17 protein-coding genes and 1 pseudogene are annotated in these 20328 nt (G+C 53.0%); 3 read left to right on the top strand and 15 right to left on the bottom strand.

Translation table 11 applies throughout. The features are described from left to right. Positions 1-121 precede the first annotated feature (121 nt). From nuoL to lrhA, 12 genes and pseudogenes are all read right to left on the bottom strand, one after another. Positions 122-1960, bottom strand: a complete 1839-nt coding sequence (gene nuoL / locus ACFL9S_RS10000) for an NADH-quinone oxidoreductase subunit L (protein ID WP_405261709.1) — start codon at positions 1958-1960, stop codon at positions 122-124. Next, entirely contained in the window at positions 1957-2259 is a 303-nt protein-coding gene (nuoK, locus tag ACFL9S_RS09995) for an NADH-quinone oxidoreductase subunit NuoK (RefSeq protein WP_405261708.1), read from the bottom strand. The genes nuoL and nuoK overlap by 4 nt, the downstream gene beginning before the upstream one ends. Continuing rightward, positions 2256-2810, bottom strand: coding sequence for an NADH-quinone oxidoreductase subunit J (gene nuoJ, locus ACFL9S_RS09990; RefSeq protein ID WP_405261707.1), 555 nt, complete (start codon positions 2808-2810; stop codon positions 2256-2258). Before nuoJ ends, nuoK begins: the two co-directional genes overlap by 4 nt. Before the next feature lie 10 nt (positions 2811-2820). Continuing rightward, complete coding sequence (nuoI, locus tag ACFL9S_RS09985) at positions 2821-3363, bottom strand: NADH-quinone oxidoreductase subunit NuoI (RefSeq protein ID WP_048915455.1); 543 nt, start codon at positions 3361-3363, stop codon at positions 2821-2823. Positions 3364-3375: 12 nt separating this feature from the next. After that, complete coding sequence (nuoH, locus tag ACFL9S_RS09980) at positions 3376-4353, bottom strand: NADH-quinone oxidoreductase subunit NuoH (RefSeq protein WP_405261706.1); 978 nt, start codon at positions 4351-4353, stop codon at positions 3376-3378. After that, positions 4350-7076, bottom strand: coding sequence for an NADH-quinone oxidoreductase subunit NuoG (gene nuoG, locus ACFL9S_RS09975; RefSeq protein WP_405261705.1), 2727 nt, complete (start codon positions 7074-7076; stop codon positions 4350-4352). The genes nuoH and nuoG overlap by 4 nt, the downstream gene beginning before the upstream one ends. A gap of 50 nt (positions 7077-7126) precedes the next feature. Next, positions 7127-8467, bottom strand: coding sequence for an NADH-quinone oxidoreductase subunit NuoF (gene nuoF, locus ACFL9S_RS09970; protein ID WP_405261704.1), 1341 nt, complete (start codon positions 8465-8467; stop codon positions 7127-7129). Beyond that, positions 8464-8979 carry an NADH-quinone oxidoreductase subunit NuoE gene (gene nuoE / locus ACFL9S_RS09965; RefSeq protein ID WP_405261703.1) on the bottom strand — a complete coding sequence of 172 codons (516 nt, stop codon included), beginning with the start codon at positions 8977-8979 and terminating at the stop codon, positions 8464-8466. Before nuoE ends, nuoF begins: the two co-directional genes overlap by 4 nt. Before the next feature lie 2 nt (positions 8980-8981). Beyond that, positions 8982-10795 (bottom strand): annotated as a pseudogene (gene nuoC, locus ACFL9S_RS09960) (NADH-quinone oxidoreductase subunit C/D). A 104-nt stretch (positions 10796-10899) separates the two neighbouring features. Continuing rightward, on the bottom strand, positions 10900-11574 hold the full coding sequence (locus ACFL9S_RS09955) for a NuoB/complex I 20 kDa subunit family protein (protein WP_405261702.1): 675 nt from the start codon (positions 11572-11574) through the stop codon (positions 10900-10902). A gap of 16 nt (positions 11575-11590) precedes the next feature. Continuing rightward, on the bottom strand, positions 11591-12028 hold the full coding sequence (locus tag ACFL9S_RS09950; protein WP_133841398.1) for an NADH-quinone oxidoreductase subunit A: 438 nt from the start codon (positions 12026-12028) through the stop codon (positions 11591-11593). A gap of 668 nt (positions 12029-12696) precedes the next feature. Next, complete coding sequence (gene lrhA, locus ACFL9S_RS09945) at positions 12697-13623, bottom strand: transcriptional regulator LrhA (protein WP_405261701.1); 927 nt, start codon at positions 13621-13623, stop codon at positions 12697-12699. 1182 nt (positions 13624-14805) lie between these two features. Here lrhA and ACFL9S_RS09940 point away from each other — a divergent pair. Together ACFL9S_RS09940 and yfbR are read left to right on the top strand one after the other, a co-directional pair. Further along, complete coding sequence (locus tag ACFL9S_RS09940; RefSeq protein ID WP_405261700.1) at positions 14806-16023, top strand: pyridoxal phosphate-dependent aminotransferase; 1218 nt, start codon at positions 14806-14808, stop codon at positions 16021-16023. Positions 16024-16083: 60 nt separating this feature from the next. Then, a complete protein-coding gene (gene yfbR, locus ACFL9S_RS09935; RefSeq protein ID WP_133841395.1) occupies positions 16084-16680 on the top strand; it encodes a 5'-deoxynucleotidase in 597 nt (198 codons plus the stop codon). 185 nt (positions 16681-16865) lie between these two features. Here the strand turns inward: yfbR and ACFL9S_RS09930 are convergent, their stop codons facing one another. From ACFL9S_RS09930 to yfbV, 3 genes are all read right to left on the bottom strand, one after another. Further along, on the bottom strand, positions 16866-17525 hold the full coding sequence (locus ACFL9S_RS09930) for a sugar phosphatase (RefSeq protein WP_405261699.1): 660 nt from the start codon (positions 17523-17525) through the stop codon (positions 16866-16868). A 13-nt stretch (positions 17526-17538) separates the two neighbouring features. After that, positions 17539-18033 (bottom strand): YfbU family protein, encoded by a 495-nt coding sequence (locus ACFL9S_RS09925; RefSeq protein WP_405261698.1) that lies wholly within the window; start codon positions 18031-18033, stop codon positions 17539-17541. Positions 18034-18154: 121 nt separating this feature from the next. Further along, positions 18155-18607: a terminus macrodomain insulation protein YfbV gene (gene yfbV, locus ACFL9S_RS09920; RefSeq protein ID WP_405261697.1), complete on the bottom strand. Its 453-nt coding sequence runs from the start codon at positions 18605-18607 to the stop codon at positions 18155-18157. 352 nt (positions 18608-18959) lie between these two features. Here yfbV and ackA point away from each other — a divergent pair, with 352 nt between their 5' ends. After that, positions 18960-20162 (top strand): acetate kinase, encoded by a 1203-nt coding sequence (ackA, locus tag ACFL9S_RS09915; protein WP_405261696.1) that lies wholly within the window; start codon positions 18960-18962, stop codon positions 20160-20162. The last annotated feature ends 166 nt before the right edge of the window (positions 20163-20328 follow it).

Below are 20328 nucleotides of genomic sequence, written 5' to 3'. Positions count from 1 at the left end.
GCTGCGCTTGCTTCGCGCTGGCGGTAAACAAACTTCCTTCGCCGATAACGCCCTCAATCCAGAGACAATTTTCGAGTATTTGTATCGGGGTAAGTAGTAAGCTCACCCCACTCACTAACCTTTAGATCACCAGCAGCAGCGCCAGTACCACAACGGCACCGATGCTCATGGAGGCGAGATACCAGCGCAGATAGCCATTCTCACTGACGACCAGACCTTTGTTAGCGCCACGCGCCAGCAAAGCAGGAATATTCATCACTGAATTCAGCGGGTCACGCGACAGCAGCCAGGCCACGCCGAGATAAGGCTTCACGAAGACTTTGTCGTATAACCAGTCGAAGCCCCAGGCAGCAAACCACCAGGTACTGAAGAAACGCCCCACTGCGCTGTTGGCAATTGCCGTGACCAGAGTACGTTTACCCAGCCACAGTGCAGCCGCCAGCAGGATGCCCACAATTGCCACCACGCCAGACGCAATCTCCAGCGTCAGCACGCTACCGTGTGCCAGCTCACTGGTCTCCGGCAACACGCCTTTCAGCGGTGGAACAATCATCGCACCAATAAAGGTTGAGAGAATTAACAGCACAATCAGCGGCAGATGGTGAGTGATCCCTTTGCCAGCATGAGCGTGAATTTTTTCTTCCCCGTGGAAAGTAATGAAGATCATACGGAAGGTGTAGAGGGAGGTCATAAACGCCCCAGCCAGACCTGCAATCATCAGATTCAGATGGCCGTTAGCCAGCGCACCCGCGAGGATCTCATCCTTACTGAAGAAGCCTGCGGTGATCAGCGGCAACGCAGACAGCGCCGCGCCCCCCACCAGGAAGCAGACATAAACCAACGGGATACTTTTACGCAGACCGCCCATCTTGAAGATGTTTTGCTCATGATGGCAGGCAAGGATCACCGAACCAGAAGAGAGGAACAGCAGCGCTTTAAAGAACGCATGGGTCATCAGATGGAAGATCGCCGCATCCCAGGCTTGTACACCCAGCGCCAGGAACATATAGCCGATCTGACTCATGGTGGAGTAAGCCAGCACGCGTTTGATATCGGTTTGCACCAGCGCGGCAAAACCGGCCAGTACCAGCGTGACCGCACCGATAATGCCGACCAGATGCAGCACTTCCGGCGTCATCAGGAACAGGCCATGCGTGCGGGCAATCAGGTAAACACCGGCGGTAACCATCGTCGCTGCGTGGATCAGAGCTGAAACCGGCGTCGGGCCAGCCATCGCATCGGCGAGCCAGGTTTGCAACGGCAGCTGTGCAGATTTACCGACCGCACCCCCTAACAGCATCAGGGTCGCCCACTGCAGCATGTGGTTATCAGCAGCAAAGTGCGCTGGTGCCAGCTCCATCATCTCGCGGAAGTTCAGCGTGCCCAGCTCGTTGTAAAGAATGAACAACGCAAATGCCAGGAACACATCCCCCACGCGGGTGATGACAAAGGCTTTCATTGCCGCCGCGCCGTTTTTCGGGTTGGTGTAATAGAAGCCAATCAGCAGATAAGAGCAGAGACCCACGCCTTCCCAACCGAGATACATCAGCATCAGGTTATCGGCCAGCACCAGAACGACCATGCTGGCGATAAACAGGTTGGTATAGGCGAAGAAGCGCGAGTAGCCCTCTTCTCCGCGCATATACCAGGACGCGAACATGTGGATCAGGAAACCAACGCCAGTGACCACCGACAGCATGGTCAGCGACAAGCCGTCCAGCGTCAGGTTGACGTCAATTTTGAAATTGCCCACCTGCATCCAGGTCCACAGTGGCTGGTTAAAGACCTGCTGCCCGTTATTAAAGAAGTCGATGCCGGCATAAGCCGCCACCAGTGCTGCCAAACCGACAGACCCCATCCCCACGGTAGCAGACAGATTCTCTGACCAGCGACCACGAGAGAACGCCAACAGTAAGAAGCCAATCAGCGGAAACAGGATAGTTAAATAGAGAAGGTTCATCCGCGCATCTCACTCACTTTATCAATGTTGAGGGTCTGGCTGCGACGATGGAGCTGCAACAGCAGCGCCAGGCCAATACTGGCCTCAGCCGCGGCCAGGCTGATTGCCAGGATAAACATCACCTGACCATCGGCCTGTCCCCAGTAGCTTCCCGCCACCACAAACGCCAGTGCTGCGGCGTTAATCATGATTTCGAGACTAATCAACATAAACAACAGATTGCGGCGGATGATCACGCCTGTCAGCCCAAGGACAAACAGGATGGCTGCCAGAATAAGTCCATGCTGTAGAGGGATCATACCCGCTCCTCTTTATTACTTTTCGCCGCATCACCTGGGCGGTTGCTCAGCACCTCACCAGAACGCTGTTCGCGCCCGATGTGGAAGGCCACCACCAGCCCCGCAAGAAGCAGCATTGATGCCAGCTCAACGGCCAGAACATACGGGCCGAACAGGCTGATACCCACTGCTTTCGCATCGATCATCGTGCCATCGATACCCTGGTCATTAATACCGCTGATGGCATAAACCAGCACCACCAGCAACACCAGGGAGAGCGCAGCTGGCCCCACCCACATGCTCGGTTTCAGCCACTGGCGCTCCTGCTCGACTTCCTGGCCGCCCAGATTCAGCATCATCACCACGAAGACGAACAGCACCATAATCGCACCGGCATACACAATGATTTCCAGCGCGCCCGCAAAGTAGGCACCGAGCGAAAAGAACACCGCAGACACTGCCAGCAAAGAAATAATCAGGTACAGCAACGCATGTACCGGGTTGGTATGAGTGATGACGCGCAACGTCGCCAGCACCGCTACCAGACCACTAACATAAAAAGCAAATTCCATGCCTGGCTCCTTAAGGTAACAAGCCCTTGACGTCGATAGGTTTGGCTTCGTTTTCAGCGTCGCCCTTGTCTTTACCGTCGATCGCCATACCCGCCATCCGGTAGAAATTATACTCCGGGTATTTACCCGGACCGGAAATCAACAGGTGTTCTTTTTCATACACCAGATCCTGACGCTTGAACTCACCCAGTTCGAAGTCTGGGGTAAGCTGAATCGCAGTGGTCGGGCAAGCCTCTTCACACAGGCCACAGAAAATGCAGCGCGAGAAGTTAATACGGAAGAATTCTGGATACCAGCGACCATCAGCCATCTCTGCTTTTTGCAGCGAGATACAGCCTACCGGACAGGCAACAGCACACAGGTTGCAGGCAACACAGCGCTCCTGACCATCCGGATCGCGCGTTAGCACAATGCGCCCACGATAACGAGGTGGCAGATAAACCGGCTCTTCCGGATACATCATGGTTTCGCGTTTGGCGAAGGCATTCATGCCTATCAGCCAGATACTGCGTACGGTTGTCCCGAAACCAACGACAAGGTCTTTTAATGTCATGTTCTTAACCCCTTACTGCGCCGTGTACAGAATCACTGCGGCAGTGCCCAGCAGATTCAACAGCGTCAACGGCAGACATACTTTCCAGCCGAACGACATCACCTGGTCATAGCGCGGACGCGGCAACGCAGCACGAATCAGAATGAACATCATCATGAAGAATGCTGTTTTAATCGCGAACCAGAAAATCGGTGGCAGCCACGGACCGTGCCAGCCGCCGAAGAACAGCGTTACGATCAGCGACGAAACGGTCACGATACCCACGTATTCACCCACGAAGAACAGACCGAATTTCATCCCGGCATATTCAATGTGGTAACCGTCGGCCAGTTCCTGTTCCGCTTCTGGCTGGTCAAACGGATGACGGTGACAGACCGCAACACCGGCGATGCAGAAGGTGATAAAGCCTAAGAACTGCGGGATCACGTTCCACAGATGCGTCTGGCTGTTCACGATGTCGACCATGTTGAACGAACCCGCCTGTGCCACTACGCCCATCAGAGACAGGCCAATGAACACTTCGTAGCTCAGGGTCTGGGCAGAGGCACGCATGGCACCCAGCAGAGAGTATTTGTTATTACTCGACCAGCCCGCGAACAGCACCGCGTATACCGCCAGACCTGCCATCATCAGGAAGAACAGCACACCAATGTTCAGGTCTGCGCCCATCCAGGTGGAGGTCACCGGGACAATGGCCATCGCCAGCAACAGCGAGGTAAAAGCAATCATAGGAGCGAGGGTAAAAATCACGCGGTCGGTAAACGGCGGGATCCAGTCCTCTTTAAAGAACATTTTGATCATGTCAGCGACCAACTGCAGGGAACCGCCCCAGCCGACACGGTTAGGCCCGTATCGGTTCTGGAACAGACCGAGCAGACGGCGCTCGCCAAAGCTCATAAATGCGCCACAACCGACCACCACAAACAGGATAATCAGCGCCTTAACGACGGCAATCAGCACGTCGATAACTTCCGGTGTCAGCCAGCTCATTGTACTGCCTCCCGCAGATTGTCGATGTTGCTACCCGCCAGGAACGGTGGAATACCCGGTAAACCGAGTGGCAGACCGACCTGCCCCGCCTGCAACGTGCTGGAGAAGCGTACCGGCAGGCGCAGTGTTTCGCCCTGGCAAGTAAACTCAACGGCCGTGCCGACATTCACGCCAAGCTTCGCAGCATCATCCGGGTTAACCATCAGGTAAGCTTCTGGCATACGCTGCTGAATAACCGGGGCGCGCTGAGTCATTTCATCGCTACCGAACAGGTGGAAATACGGTGCCACGCGCCAGACATCATTCGCGCCGGTGAAGGCAGCAGGCACAGTATCAAACCAGCCCAGCTGTACGGTTCCCGCTTCGATCAAACGCACGCCGGGATCGCCATTACGCAGGCTTCCGCCCACTTCCGCCTGGAATTTATTCCATGCCTGAGGTGAGTTCCAGCCTGGTGCCCAGGCAAACGGAATTTGCGAACGGGCGGCAGACGGCTGGTTGTTCCCTTCCATAGAGAAGGCAAACATGGTGTCTTTGTCCTGCGGCTGGCGCGGTTCGTGCACATCGATGTTAGCGCGCATTGCGGTACGGCCACTTGAACGGTTAGGTGAGCGCGCCAGTTTCTGACCACGAATACGGAAGCTGGCATCAGGCGCCGCTTCTTTGATTCCGGCCAGCTGCGGCAATGCAGCCACGCAGGCATCGATCACATGGTCAAGTTGGCTCCAGTCCACTTCGCGGCTGTTAATGGTGCTTTGCAGCGAATGCAGCCAGCGCCAGCTTTCCAGCATCTGGACTTTTTCGTCGTAGTAAGCCGGGTCATAAACCTGGAAGAAACGCTGTGCGCGGCCTTCCTGATTCACTACCGTTCCGTCGCTTTCTGCAAAGCTGGCGGTAGAGAGGATCAGACCTGCTTTTTCCGTGGTCGATGTACGCTGGTGATCGAGTACGATCACATTTGGTGTATTGGCCAGTGCAGCATCCACCTTCGCCTTTGGCAGGTGACGATAGAGATCGTTTTCCATGATGATCACTGCGTCTGCCGCACCGCTTTCCAGCTCGGACAGGGCTACATCAAGGGATTTACCACCAATCAGTCCAAGACCCACGCTGTTCGTGGCGGCTGCCAGCAGAGTAATTCCCACATCAGCACCACGATTCTTCAGTGCTTTTGCCACGTTAGCGGCCGCCTGAATCATCGCTTCGCTGCCGGAGTTAGTCCCGGAAATAATTAACGGTTTCTTCGCCCCGGCTAATGCCTGAACGATAACGTCAATTTTGCCTGCCAGTGACTTATCAATATCCGTAACGACAGGTGCACTTTCATCCAGCTCATGAGCAATGGCGAAACCAAGACGCGCCTGATCTTCCACCGGGGCACGATAACTCCAGGCGGCGATGTCATCAAGACGGGTCTGGTCAACGTTGGTCACAAACAGGGGATGCTTGGCGTTCTGACCGATATTCAGGATAGCGGCAATCTGCCAGTCAGCCACTTTCTGTGCGGCAGCCATTTCACGGGACTTGCCCTTCACCGCTTGACGCACTGAGAGTGCCACGCGTGCACCAGTCTGGGTCAGATCTTCACCCAGCACCAACACCGCATCGTAGCTTTCAATTTCACGCAACGCCGGGGTATGAATCCCGCTGTCGCGCAACACTTTCAGCATCAGATCCAAACGCGCCTGTTCTCCTGCCGGAATGCCGGTAGAGAAGTTATCTGCGCCCACCAGTTCACGCAGCGCAAAATTGCTTTCTACGCTGGCGCGTGGGGAACCAATGCCGATCACTTTTTTCGCCTGGCGCAGTACATCCGCCGCACCCTGCATTGCCTGTTCGGCATTCAGGGCGATCCAGTCGTCACCGCGACGCTGAATTGGCTGGCGTGGACGGTCTTTCAGATTCACGTAGCCATAGCCGAAACGACCACGGTCACAGAGGAAATAGTGGTTTACGGTACCGTTGTAACGGTTTTCAATACGACGCAGTTCGCCATAGCGCTCACCCGGGCTGGTATTACAACCGATGCTGCACTGCTGGCAGATGCTCGGCGCAAACTGCATATCCCACTTACGGTTATAACGCTCGGAGTGCGTTTTATCCGTGAATACGCCGGTCGGGCAGATTTCAACCAGGTTACCGGAGAATTCACTTTCCAGCACGCCGTCTTCCGGGCGACCGAAGTAGACGTTATCGTGCGCGCCGTACACACCGAGGTCGGTGCCATCCGCGTAATCTTTGTAGTAACGCACGCAGCGGTAACAGGCGATACAGCGGTTCATTTCGTGAGAGATGAACGGGCCGAGATCCTGATTACGGTGGGTACGTTTAGTGAAGCGATAACGACGGAAGCTGTGGCCGGTCATCACTGTCATATCTTGCAGGTGACAGTTACCGCCCTCTTCACATACCGGGCAGTCGTGCGGGTGGTTAGTCATTAACCACTCGACGACGCTTTCGCGAAACTCTTTTGCTTCGCCATCATCGATCGAAATAAAGGTGCCGTCAGACGCCGGGGTCATGCAGGACATAACCAGGCGACCACGGGTGTCTTCGGCATTCTGAAATTGCTTCACCGCGCACTGGCGGCAGGCACCGACGCTACCGAGCGCCGGATGCCAGCAGAAATAAGGAATATCTAAGCCGAGGGAGAGACAGGCCTGCAACAGGTTGTCTGCACCATCAACATCATATTCTTTACCGTCTACATGAATTGTAGCCATAGTGAACATGCTTCCGTAAGGCCCGTGCGAACACAGGCGTTAAACTTTGCTTACCAGCGCGCCTTTAACAGGTTTGGCTGGATGCCGCTAATCGCGTGCGCGTTGCTGAATACCTGTGGCGCCATACCCGCTTCAAACTCTTCGCGGAAATATTTAATGGCACTTTGCAGTGGCTCTACTGCACCAGGTGCATGCGCACAGAAGGTCTTACCCGGGCCAAGCTGGCGGCAGAGTTGCAGCAGGGTTTCGATATCCCCTGGCTGACCCTGCTTACGTTCCAGCGCGCGCAGAATTTTCACACTCCACGGCAGGCCATCGCGGCATGGCGTACACCAGCCGCAGGATTCACGGGCGAAGAACTCTTCAAGGTTACGCACCAGCGACACCATGTTGATTTCGTGGTCGACGGCCATCGCCAGCGCCGTACCCAGACGACTGCCCGCTTTGCCAATACTGGCAAACTCCATCGGCAGGTCGAGGTGCGACTCGGTCAGGAAGTCCGTACCTGCGCCACCTGGCTGCCAGGCTTTGAACTTCAGGCCATCGCGCATGCCACCAGCATACTCTTCGAGGATCTCGCGCGCGGTGGTGCCGAACGGCAGTTCCCATACGCCCGGATTCTTCACACGACCCGAGAAGCCCATCATCTTGGTACCGGCATCTTCACTGGTGGAAATGCCTTTGTACCAGTCAACGCCGTTGGCGATAATGGCCGGTACGTTAGAGAGCGTTTCTACGTTGTTAACGCAGGTCGGCTTGCCCCAGGCACCCGCAGAGGCAGGGAATGGCGGCTTGGAACGCGGGTTAGCGCGGCGCCCTTCCAGCGAGTTAATCAGCGCCGTCTCTTCGCCGCAGATATAACGACCCGCGCCTGTATGCACAATCAGCTCAAAGTCAAAACCCGTACCGAGAATGTTCTTGCCCAGCAGACCGGCTTCGGTCGCTTCCGCAATGGCACGACGCAGGTTAACGGCCGCTTCAATGTACTCACCGCGCAGGAAGATGTAGCCACGGTAGGTTTTCAAAGCGAACGCACTGATCAGCATACCTTCCACCAGCTGGTGTGGCATTTGCTCCATCAGCAGACGGTCTTTATAGGTGCCCGGTTCCATTTCATCGGCGTTACACAGCAGGTAACGGATGTTCATGGATTCGTCTTTAGGCATCAGGCTCCACTTCAGTCCGGTGGAAAAGCCTGCGCCGCCGCGCCCTTTCAGCCCAGAGTCTTTGACCTGACTGACAATTTCGTCTGGCGACAGGGATTTCAGCGCTTTTTCAGCACCGGCATAACCATTCTTACTGCGGTACTCTTCGAGGAATACCGGCTGTTTGTCATCACGCATGCGCCAGGTCAGCGGATGCATTTCGGCAGTACGCACGATCTGTCTCATTGATACTGCTCCAGTAAGTTGGCGATGCCTTCCGGCGTCAGATGAACGTGGGTGTCTTCATCCACCATCATCACCGGCCCTTTGTCGCAGTTACCGAGGCAGCAGGTTGGCAGCAGCGTAAAGCGACCGTCCTCTGTGGTCTGGCCCGGTTTGATATTCAGGCTGCTTTCCAGCGCCGACTGAATCCCCTGGAAGCCCGTAATATGACAAACCACGCTGTCGCAGTAGCGGATCACATGGCGGCCCACCGGAGAGCGGAAGATCTGGCTGTAAAACGTTGCCACCCCTTCCACATCACTGGCCGGGATCCCCAGCACCTCAGCAATGGCATGGATTGCACCATCCGGTACCCAGCCACGGTGTTTCTGCACGATTTTCAGCGCTTCAATTGAAGCAGCACGCGCGTCTTCATAGTGGTGCTTTTCATGCTCGATGGCGTCGCGCTCTGCCGCACTCAGCACAAAAGCCCCGGTTTCATCGATCGTTTCGATCGCAATTCGTTGATCGTGCATAATTAGCGGTCCACGTCTGACATAACAAAATCGATACTACCGAGGTATACGATCAGATCGGATACCAGGCTGCCGTTGATCACCGAAGGGATCTGCTGCAAGTGCGGGAAGCTTGGCGTACGCACGCGGGTGCGGTAGCTCATGGTGCTGCCATCACTGGTGAGGTAGTAACTGTTAATCCCTTTGGTCGCCTCAATCATCTGGAAAGATTCGTTGGCCGGCATAATTGGGCCCCACGACACTTGCAGGAAGTGAGTGATCAGGGTTTCGATATGTTGCAACGTGCGCTCTTTCGGCGGCGGCGTGGTCAGCGGATGGTCGGCTTTGAACGGGCCAGCTGGCATGTTCTTCAGGCACTGTTCCAGAATGCGCATACTCTGGCGCATCTCTTCCATCTTCAGCATGACACGGGTGTAAGCACAGCTTACGCCGTCTCCGATTGGCACTTCGAAATCGAAGTTTTCATAACCGGAATACGGACGCCATTTGCGCACGTCAAAGTCCAGGCCCGTGCCGCGCAGGCCAGCACCTGTGGTGCCCCAGGCGAGTGCTTCTTCCATGTTGTAGGCAGATACACCTTTGGAACGGGCAATCAGCACGGAGTTTTTCAGCGCGGTCTGCTCGTAGGCTTTCAGACGTTTTGGCATCCAGTCGAGGAACTCGCGCAGCAAGCGTTCCCAACCTTTTGGCAGATCATGCGCGACGCCGCCAATGCGGAACCAGGCCGGGTGCATACGGAAACCGGTAATGGCTTCAACCACGTCATAAATTTTCTGGCGATCGGTAAAGGCAAAGAACACCGGAGACATGGCACCGACGTCCTGAATAAACGTAGAGATGTACAGCAGGTGGCTGTTTATACGGAACAGCTCTGAAAGCATCACGCGAATCACTTCAACGCGTTCTGGCACCTTGATACCTGCCAGTTTTTCAACCGCCAGCACGTAAGGCATTTCGTTGACGCAACCGCCGAGATACTCGATACGGTCAGTGTACGGAATGTAGCTGTGCCAGGACTGGCGTTCGCCCATTTTTTCCGCACCACGATGGTGGTAACCGATATCCGGCACGCAGTCGACGATCTCTTCGCCGTCCAGTTGCAGGATGATACGGAAAGCCCCGTGCGCTGATGGGTGGTTCGGGCCCAGGTTGAGGAACATGAAGTCCTCATTGTTGGTCGAACGCTTCATGCCCCAGTCTTCTGGTTTGAAGGTCAGGGATTCCATCTCCAGATCTTCTTTCTGCTTAGTCAGCTCGAAAGGATCGAATTCGGTCGCACGCGCCGGATAGTCTTTACGTAATGGGTGCCCTTCCCAGGTTTGCGGCATCATGATGCGCGTCAGGTGCGGGTGGCCCTCAACGTTGATACCAAACATCTCCCAGGTTTCACGCTCATACCAGTTGGCATTTGGGAAAATTTTGGTGATGGTCGGCACATTCAAATCGTTTTCAGACAACGCCACCTTGAGCATGATGTCGCGATTGCGTTCAATGGAGATGAAGTGATAGAAAACGGAAAAATCCGCCGCCGGTAATCCGGCACGGTGGGTACGCAGGCGCTCATCCATGCCATGCAGGTCATACAGCATCACATAGGGTTTAGGCAGCTTACGCAGGAACTCAATAATCTCAAGCAACTGCTCACGTTTCACCCAGACTACCGGCACGCCGGTACGGGTTGCTTGCACTGTAAAGGCATCAGGCCCAAAACGATTACGCAGCTCGCCGATCACCGGGTCATCCTGGTGATCTCGGGTTTGCCATAACGGCTGAGCGAGATCTTGCGTGGTTAAATCTGTCATAAGTTGTTCACCATTCTGGCCTGTCAGACAGGCACTCAGTGTTGGCGTCAGGTGGGTCAGCGCAGATTACATTGTGTTTTTATTGCGCTTTTAATGACCACATCCATAAACTGCTGTCTTAAATTTCGTCAGGGGTACGCAGATTAGTGACTGCGATACGCTCGGCGTTTTTTCTGTCGCGCTCAGATTGCATATTGGCGCGATAAACGCCCTGATCGCTGACCACCCACGACAGCGGGCGACGTTCTTTTCCGATGGACTCCTGCAACAGCAGCAGCGCCTGCATATACGCTTCAGGGCGCGGTGGGCAGCCTGGGATGTACACGTCAACCGGCAGGAATTTATCCACGCCCTGTACGACGGAATAGATATCGTACATGCCGCCGGAGTTCGCACAGGCACCCATTGAGATCACCCATTTCGGTTCCAGCATCTGGTCATACAGGCGCTGAACAACCGGAGCCATCTTGGTGAAACAGGTTCCTGCAACCACCATAAAGTCAGCCTGGCGCGGCGAAGCACGAATAACTTCAGAACCAAAACGTGCCACGTCATGCACAGATGTGAACGACGTCGTCATCTCAACGTAGCAACAGGAAAGACCGAAGTTAAACGGCCAAAGGGAGTTCTTGCGACCCCAGTTCACCATGTCGTGCATGGCATGTTCCAGCTTGCCCATGTAGACGTTTTGATGAACGTGCTTTTCCAGGGGATCGCTCACGATCTCCTGTTTTTGCAGTGGGTAACGGTCATTCTCACCGTTCGGGTCTACGCGGGTGAGCGTATAGTCCATGTGTTTTGCCTCGCTGTTACTGCTTGTGACGATTGGCGTGCGAGATGGTGGTAGGTTTGACGTCAAACTGACGACGGGCAGGAGCCCAATCCAGTGCGCCAATGCGAACCAGATAAAACAGACCAGCAAGCAGGACCAAAATGAAAATGGCGGCTTCGACAAAGCCGACCCATCCGCTTTCGCGAATAGCCGTCGACCATGCGTAGAGATAGAGGGCTTCAACGTCGAAGATGACGAAGAACATGGCAACCAGGTAGAACTTGGCCGACAAACGCAGTTTTGCGCTGCCTACAGAGGCTATACCGGATTCAAAAGGTGTATTTGTATGCCTTCCACGGGCTTTTCCGCCCAAAAACCATGCTCCGGCCAACATCAGGCAGCAGAGACCAATCGAGACGATCAGGAAAACAGCGAATGCCCAGTGATGGGCGACGACTTCTGTGGTTGTTGACATACTCTTGCTTACTCACCAAAAGTGGCGTTTTGCGTCCTGCTCTATTATTTGGCAGTTAACACACCACATCGATTCAAGGGAAGAATGAAAAACCTTATAAAACTTACCGTCTTTAGCGATTAGGCAGTAATTTTATGTGGTTTTTTACTCCTTTAACTAACCTTTTGTCAACTTTGACAAAACCATCCGCACATTAATTTACACTCGCAACATTTATTTAACACTTGATGCTCAAAAAGTGGGCTAAATCGAGTCAGTGACACCATGTGATCAAAGTGTAGCGGTTAAAATCTTGTTTGGATCGTGTATTTAACAAGGACTATTTTGGCAGGATTCGTTCTCTTTTCCTGCCCCTTAATGGGGTTATTTTTTTGATCCAGGACACAGTTTGGTGTTTTTAGTTAAGAAAACAGTCAGTTTTTTAACTGCGGAATCAATTCACTGATCGGACCAGATGATTCAAGTAGGCGTGAAAATTCTCTGAAACACGGATTGATGAATTTTTGACACCATGCTGTTAATTAGAACCAAAAAAAGCGGATACAGAAGGAGGTAAAGGGTAAAAAAAAGACCTTTCAGATTAAAAATAACCTGAAAAGCCTTTTTTACTCAGTAAAACCTAAATTACGCGACAATTAATGATAAGAGTAATCGTTTGCGTTTACTGGTTATTCTTCTTCGTCTGCAAAAGCTGCACTATCTGGAGCTGCAGGAGTCAGACGGTACGGGTCATTGCCCGACTCCATCGCGTTGAAGATTGCCAGCGCCAGTTCGTTATCGCTGTCCGGGTTGCGACACAGCAAATACTCGGTATCTGGCAGCATTGGCAGCCCTTCAGCAGCCCCCATTACGCGCAGTTCCGGGCTCATCATCTCAACCGGGCGAGCCGTGACACCCAGGCCTGCTTTCACCGCAGCACGAACCGCAGCCAGCGTTGAGGCCACATACGAGATGCGCCAAGGAATACCCGCTTCGTTAAGATGGTCTATCGCCATATCACGGTATGGGCTTGGCTCATCCAGCAGAACCAGAGGAATAGCTTCCCCACGCTGGAAGATGTAGTCCGCCGCGCAGTACCACAATGTTGGAGAAGTACGCAGAACCTGCCAGGCGAAGTTCATCGGACTGGAGGTGGTCACCACCAGATCGACCTCACCCTGGTTTAACATTTCCATCATGAAAGGATTGCGTTTCACACGGACATCAATAGCCAGTTTCGGGTAAACCGAGGTCACGCGGTTGAGCAGGAACGGTAAAATGGTATCAGAGGTATCATCAGATGCGCCGATGGTCAGTACACCCTGGATGTTGCTGTACATAAGAGAAGTACAGGCTTCATCGTTGAAGCGCAGTATTTTTCTGGCATAGCCCAGTAACTGAATACCATGTTCCGTTAATAACTTGTTGCGTCCATGCCTGGCAAACAGCTCTTTGCCTACCAATTGTTCCAGACGCTGCATCTGCTGGCTCACGGCGGATTGCGTTCTGCACACGGCAGCGGCAGCGGCCGCAAAGGTGTTCAGATCGGCAACAGCCACGAAGGTTCTCAGCAGATCGAGGTCGAGATTGAGTACTGGACGATTTGCACTAGTCATGTTTTTTTCTTCACTTTATAAGTTTTTTACAAACAGCTACCCTGGTGTTATTACCTTTTTATCAATGGGATAAAATGATAACAATTGCATAATGGCTACAGTGTTAAGCAATAAAAAAATAATTACCCGATGCATTACTTACATTGGCAGACGACTCTAACCGTCATACTTCAAGCTGCAGAGGTGTTGACTACCTTTACTCACCCGAATCACTCACCTGAGTAAGCTCATCGCGATGCATCCAGTTACCGCCGTTCTGCACCAAAAGTAGGCCCTATGAAGGGACTCGAATTAATTTGGGTATTAAGTAATTTCTACTCTGGTAATTCTCGCCAAGGCTTAATGGCGGGATTGCAGAGAAAAGGTTCTTCCGTCTGATACATTACTAATGCACGCTGCACTAACCCATAAGTTGCAGGAAGCCGCGTCGTTATAGTTAATTAACGCCGACAAAACTCAAAAAGAGACGAGTTGCGGTGTCGTTAGTCTAAAACAACCCTTGAAAATTAAGTTACCAACACGCTGTAGAAACAGCGAAAAATGTTAAGCATTACTTATTGTTTAGGGTAATAAAGATCTTTTTTTTATTACCGGAAGAACCTGCACACCCGGTGCAAAGTCTCCTGAAGGTTATCCTGACATACTGTCGTTTACTTTTTAAGCCCAAAACTGATTATTCTTATCACTAAAGTAAGATTTTATTGGCAGCAGCCCGCAGCACAGGCCCTGACACTGCAAAATTTATTATTCCCACAGCACGATTATCACACTCAGTCCAGACAGCACGCGGATCAGCCCTCACTGGTCAATCTTCATGCAAAGCCCACTTTGTACAAAAAACATACAGCCAAATAAGCATCACTTGACTGTTTCAGCCATCATCAGTACATCAATATTTACTAAATAATTTAATAATTACATTGAAAAAGCATGATGAATAAGGCGTCACCACAAAATCTTAAAACATCTGAACAGTCGTTCACATCGGATTACACTCAAATAACAGCATGAAATATCACAAAATGACGTTCCGGCGTGCTCGCCTGCCATCTGAATGAAAAAACATCCTTTAACACACCAAAGCCTGCCGCCACCCTTCAAAAGGAACCGGGAGAGGAGTACATTGTGCAATGTTTAGTTTTCCACGGCAGGAATGAACTTCTGCCAGTCAAGGCGACAGAGATGACCCCAATTGATAAATCCAGCAAACTGGATAATGTGTGTTACGACATTCGCGGCCCGGTATTAAAAGAAGCCAAGCGCCTCGAAGAAGAAGGTAATAAAGTCCTCAAACTGAACATCGGTAACCCTGCCCCGTTTGGTTTTGAAGCCCCGGATGAAATTCTGGTCGATGTCATCCGTAATCTGCCAAGCGCCCAGGGTTACTGTGACTCAAAAGGTCTGTATTCCGCCCGAAAAGCGATCATGCAGCACTACCAGGCGCGCGGCGTGCGCGATATGACGGTAGAAGACATCTATATCGGTAATGGTGTGTCTGAACTGATCGTGCAATCCATGCAGGCGCTGCTGAACAGCGGCGACGAAATGCTGGTGCCGGCACCGGACTATCCGTTGTGGACAGCGGCCGTGTCGCTCTCTGGCGGCAAAGCCGTGCACTACCTGTGTGACGAGTCTGCTGGCTGGTTCCCGGACCTGGACGATATCCGCAGCAAAATCACCCCGCGCACCCGCGGCATTGTGATCATTAACCCGAACAACCCGACCGGCGCGGTCTACAGCAAAGAACTGCTGTTGGAAGTGGTCGAACTGGCACGTCAGCATAACCTGATTATTTTTGCCGACGAGATCTACGACAAGATCCTGTATGACGCCGCACAACATCATTCTATTGCCGCGCTGGCACCGGATCTGTTGACCATCACCTTTAACGGTCTGTCAAAAACCTACCGTGTGGCGGGCTTCCGTCAGGGCTGGATGGTGTTGAACGGGCCGAAGAAACATGCGAAAGGCTACATTGAAGGGCTGGAAATGCTGGCCTCAATGCGCCTGTGCGCCAACGTTCCCGCGCAACATGCGATTCAGACTGCACTGGGTGGTTATCAGAGCATCAGCGAATTTATCCAGCCTGGCGGCCGTCTGTATGAACAACGCAACCGTGCCTGGGAGCTGATCAATGAGATCCCTGGCGTCAGCTGCGTGAAGCCGGATGGCGCACTGTATATGTTCCCCAAAATCGACGCGAAAAAGTTCAACATCCACGACGACCAGAAAATGGTGCTCGACTTCCTGCTGCAGGAGAAAGTGCTGCTGGTGCAGGGTACGGCGTTTAACTGGCCGTGGCCGGATCACGTGCGTATTGTCACCCTGCCGCGCGTGGATGAACTGGATATGGCGATTAACAAGTTTGGCCGCTTCCTTAGCGGTTATCGCCAGCTGTAATGTTCTCCCTGAAGAGCGGCCGAGGCCGCTCTTCGCATTTTGACGTAAGGGAAAATGACCATGACCCAAAGCCACTTCTTTGCCCACCTCTCCCGCCTGAAACTGATCAACCGCTGGCCGCTGATGCGTAATGTGCGTACCGAAAATGTCTCGGAGCACAGCTTACAGGTGGCGATGGTCGCCCATGCGCTGGCCCTGATCAAAAATAAGAAATTTAACGGCAATCTCAATGCTGAACGTATCGCGATGATGGCGATTTATCACGATGCCAGCGAAGTGCTGACCGGCGATCTGCCCACGCCAGTGAAGTATTACAACGCGCAGATTGCCCATGAGTACAAGAAGATTGAAAAGATTGCCCAGCAAAAGCTGATTGAAATGCTGCCGGAAGAGTTGCGTTCTGCCTATGCGCCGCTGATTGATGAACATCAGCACAGCGAAGCGGAAACAGCCATCGTCAAACAGGCTGATGCCCTCTGTGCCTATCTGAAATGTCTGGAAGAGTTGTCAGCGGGGAATAATGAGTTTCTGCTGGCAAAAGCGCGGCTGGAGAAGACGCTGACACAGCGTCACAGCCCGGAGATGGACTATTTCGTGGAGGTCTTCGTCCCGAGCTTCAGCCTGTCGCTGGACGAGATAAGCCAGGATTCATTGTGATCTCATCGTGCCTCGCCCGCCTTTACAAGAGGCACTAACAGGCAGACTCCCGTTTCAAGCTCGCATCATTACGATCGTCGCTGTACAGCCCAGCTTGGGTGACTTTTCACCTATGTTGTGTTTTTTAACGACAGGGAAAGAAAAGGGGACATAAAAAAGCCCCGCGAGAGCAGGGCTGAAAAGAATTAATGTTTACGGTGAATATTGACGCTGCCATCGGCATTTTTATGGATGATAAGCTCATCCAGCGAGGTGAGCACCATATCCACATCTTCCAGACGGGGTGCATCGGCAGGGACGTTGACGGCAATCACATGGCAGCCTGCGGCCAGACCGGAGAGAATACCCGCGGCGGCATCTTCTACCACCACACACTCTTCTGGCTCCAGGTCCAGCAGCTGCGCGCCGAGCAAATAAGCATCAGGCTCAGGTTTACCGCGCTCCACGCGCTCAGCGGTGACAAACGCCGCAGGTGCTGGCAGCCCGGCCGCCGCGTGGCGAGCGCTGGCCACAGGCACCGAACCCGAAGTCACGATGGCCCACGGGATCTCCAGCTCATCAAGCGTTGCCAGCAGTTCTAACGCGCCCGGCAGTGCGACAATCCCGTCCGTGTCTTCGGCTTCCAGTTTTTCCAGCGCGATAAACTCCTGCTGAATAGCGTCCGCTGATGCCCCGGCCATAAAATGGCGCAGTGAGGTAATCGCCTGCTTACCGTGGATGAAGCCAAGCACCTCGTCCGGGGCAATCCCGTGGCGCTTACCCCAGTTTTTCCAGGCACGTTCAACGACCATCAGTGAGTCGACTAACGTGCCATCCAGATCAAACAGAAAACCTTTACACTTCACTGCATCTTCCTTCTCAGGCGTTGATAACTTGCGCGATCTCATTCGCACTCAGATGGTACTGTCGGGGACAATTGTGCCACACAGCCAGCATCCGTTGATACTTTTCCCACATCGGCACCTGAGCATTAAACTCATGGCTGCCCGCTGAAAAATGCCCAAAACGCCCTTCCACATTCACCAGGAAACGCACATAGCCGAGGTAACGCCCTTCTGTGGCAGCATCAAAACCCAGGAAAACCAGGCGGCGCGCCTCAACTACCTGTGGCTCTTTCAGATTAGTCCAGGAAACATGCAGCGCATGGTACATCTCCATCATCGCGACCAGCGTGCGGCATTCCGCTTCCGGCAGTTGGCTGAATTCATTATCCAGCTCGCGCAGTTGCAGGCCGTAACCACGTTCGACAATGGTCTGATAGCGACGATGACGCGCAGCGTTATCGGGATCAAGCATCGCCATTAGCTGGTATTGATTGGAAAGAATTAAACGCTGTGCATGGGTCATATCCATTTGGGGCTCCTCGGCCACGGGGGCAAGCTGAAAGTCGCAAAAGGATCGCACAGCGAGGGGAAAGTCTTCTTTGACGCAAAGCGGGTTTCCCTTCACTTCAGTGAGGAAAACCCGCCTGCATTTAGAGATCGTCGAGGAACGTTTTATCCAGCTGTTTGAACGCACGCTTCAGGACATCGGCCAGCGACTGATACGTCGGCTTGCCTTCAACCGGGGAAATCGCCTGCCCGGCCGCTTGCAGTTTCTCGCGCACATCGTGGAACCAGCCCAGTAAAGAAGGAGGTAGCGGTGTGACCGAACGTTTGCCCAACCACCACAGCCCCTGCATCGGCAGGCTACAGGCAAACAGCGCCGTGGCCACTGCCGGGCCAAGCTGCCCGCCGAGGGCAATTTGCCAGGTGAGGCTGAAAATAGCGACCGGAGGCATAATGCGGATAGCAAACCGCGTGGCGCGCGTCACTCTGTTTTCAGGAAACATAGGAGCCAGGCGTTTATCGACAGGCCACGTCTTCATATAGTGCTGCCCATGCTGGAACAACTTGAACCAACCGATACTGCCGGACTCATTCGCCATGTCTGACCTCAACTTCGGAGATAAATATTAAAAAAAAATCGCAACTCAACAACTTTACCTAACATGATTCAAAATATTTTGTCTTTGCGAGTGACCCTGGTTATCCTGTGCGCGATTTATACCCCTTATTTCGGGTACTGGCAGTGAATAACGAGCGATCCGGGTCAACAATCGACCAACTTATAAAAAAAATAGATAGGATTTAAAAAAATCTCGTAATTCTTCCAAAAAATTTGCTTTCGGACAAAACTTTTCGAAAGCCTGACCTTCATCATTAATGTACCAGCTTTCATGCACTACGCTGATAGACTGTTGACTTTAATTTCGCCACTTTAAACAAATAGGACCTTCCATGTCGAGTAAGTTAGTACTGGTTCTGAACTGCGGTAGTTCTTCCCTGAAATTTGCCATCATCGATCCGGCAAACGGCGACGAATACCTGTCAGGTTTAGCTGAATGTTTCCACCTTCCGGAAGCCCGTATCAAATGGAAGCAGGACGGCGCTAAACAAGAAGCGGCTTTGGGTGCCGGTGCAGCTCACAGTGAAGCACTGAACTTCATGGTTAAAACTATTCTGGCACAAAAACCAGAACTGTCGGCACAAATCGCTGCAATTGGTCATCGCATCGTACACGGCGGCGAAAAGTTAACTCAGTCTGTGGTTATCGACGCTTCTGTTATCCAGGGCATCAAAGACGCCTCTTCTTTTGCACCGCTGCATAACCCGGCTCACCTGATCGGTATTGATGAAGCGCTGAAAAACTTCCCACACCTTTCAGATAAGAATGTGGCTGTTTTCGACACCGCTTTCCATCAGACAATGCCGGAAGAGTCTTATCTCTACGCCCTGCCGTACAAACTGTATAAAGAGCACGGCGTTCGTCGTTACGGCGCACACGGAACCAGCCACTACTATGTGACTCAGGAAGCGGCCAAAGCCCTGAACAAACCGGTTTCTGAACTGAACGTGATCACCTGCCACCTTGGCAACGGTGGTTCTGTTTCAGCTATCCGTAACGGCGAGTGTGTGGATACCTCAATGGGTCTGACTCCGCTGGAAGGTCTGGTGATGGGCACCCGCAGTGGTGACATCGATCCGGCGATCATCTTCTTCCTGCACGACACCCTGGGCATGAGCGTTGATGCGATCAACAAACTGCTGACCAAAGAGTCTGGCCTGCTGGGTCTGACTGAAGTCACCAGCGACTGCCGTTACGTTGAAGACAACTACACCACCAAAGAAGATGCAAAACGCGCGATGGATGTGTTCTGCCACCGTCTGGCGAAATACATCGGTTCTTACACTGCGCTGATGGACGGCCGCCTGGATGCGGTGATCTTCACCGGTGGTATTGGTGAAAATGCGGCAATGGTTCGCGAATTGTCACTGGGCAAGCTGGCGCTGCTGGGCTTCGACGTTGACCACGAGCGCAACCTGGCCGCACGCTTCGGCAAATCAGGCTTTATCAACAAAGAAGGCACCCGCGCAGCGATTGTTATCCCAACCAATGAAGAGTTGGTTATCGCGCAGGACGCCAGTCGCCTGACTGCATAATTCCGCAACGAACCGTCAGCCCAGGCTGACGGTGTTGTTTTAGACAGCATTTTATATAGCTAAATATTTCGCGTTACAGGAAGGCGGCAACTGAGTGAATCCTCAGGAGCTTACTCAAGTAAGTGACTGGGGTGAGCGAAGGCAGCCAACACACCTGTAGCGTGAA

Origin of the sequence: Erwinia sp. AnSW2-5 (genome assembly GCF_045107195.1) — a bacterium.
Classification (GTDB): domain Bacteria; phylum Pseudomonadota; class Gammaproteobacteria; order Enterobacterales; family Enterobacteriaceae; genus Erwinia.
The sequence above is the reverse complement of the archived record's forward strand: the minus strand, read 5'-3'. Positions and strand labels throughout refer to the sequence as shown.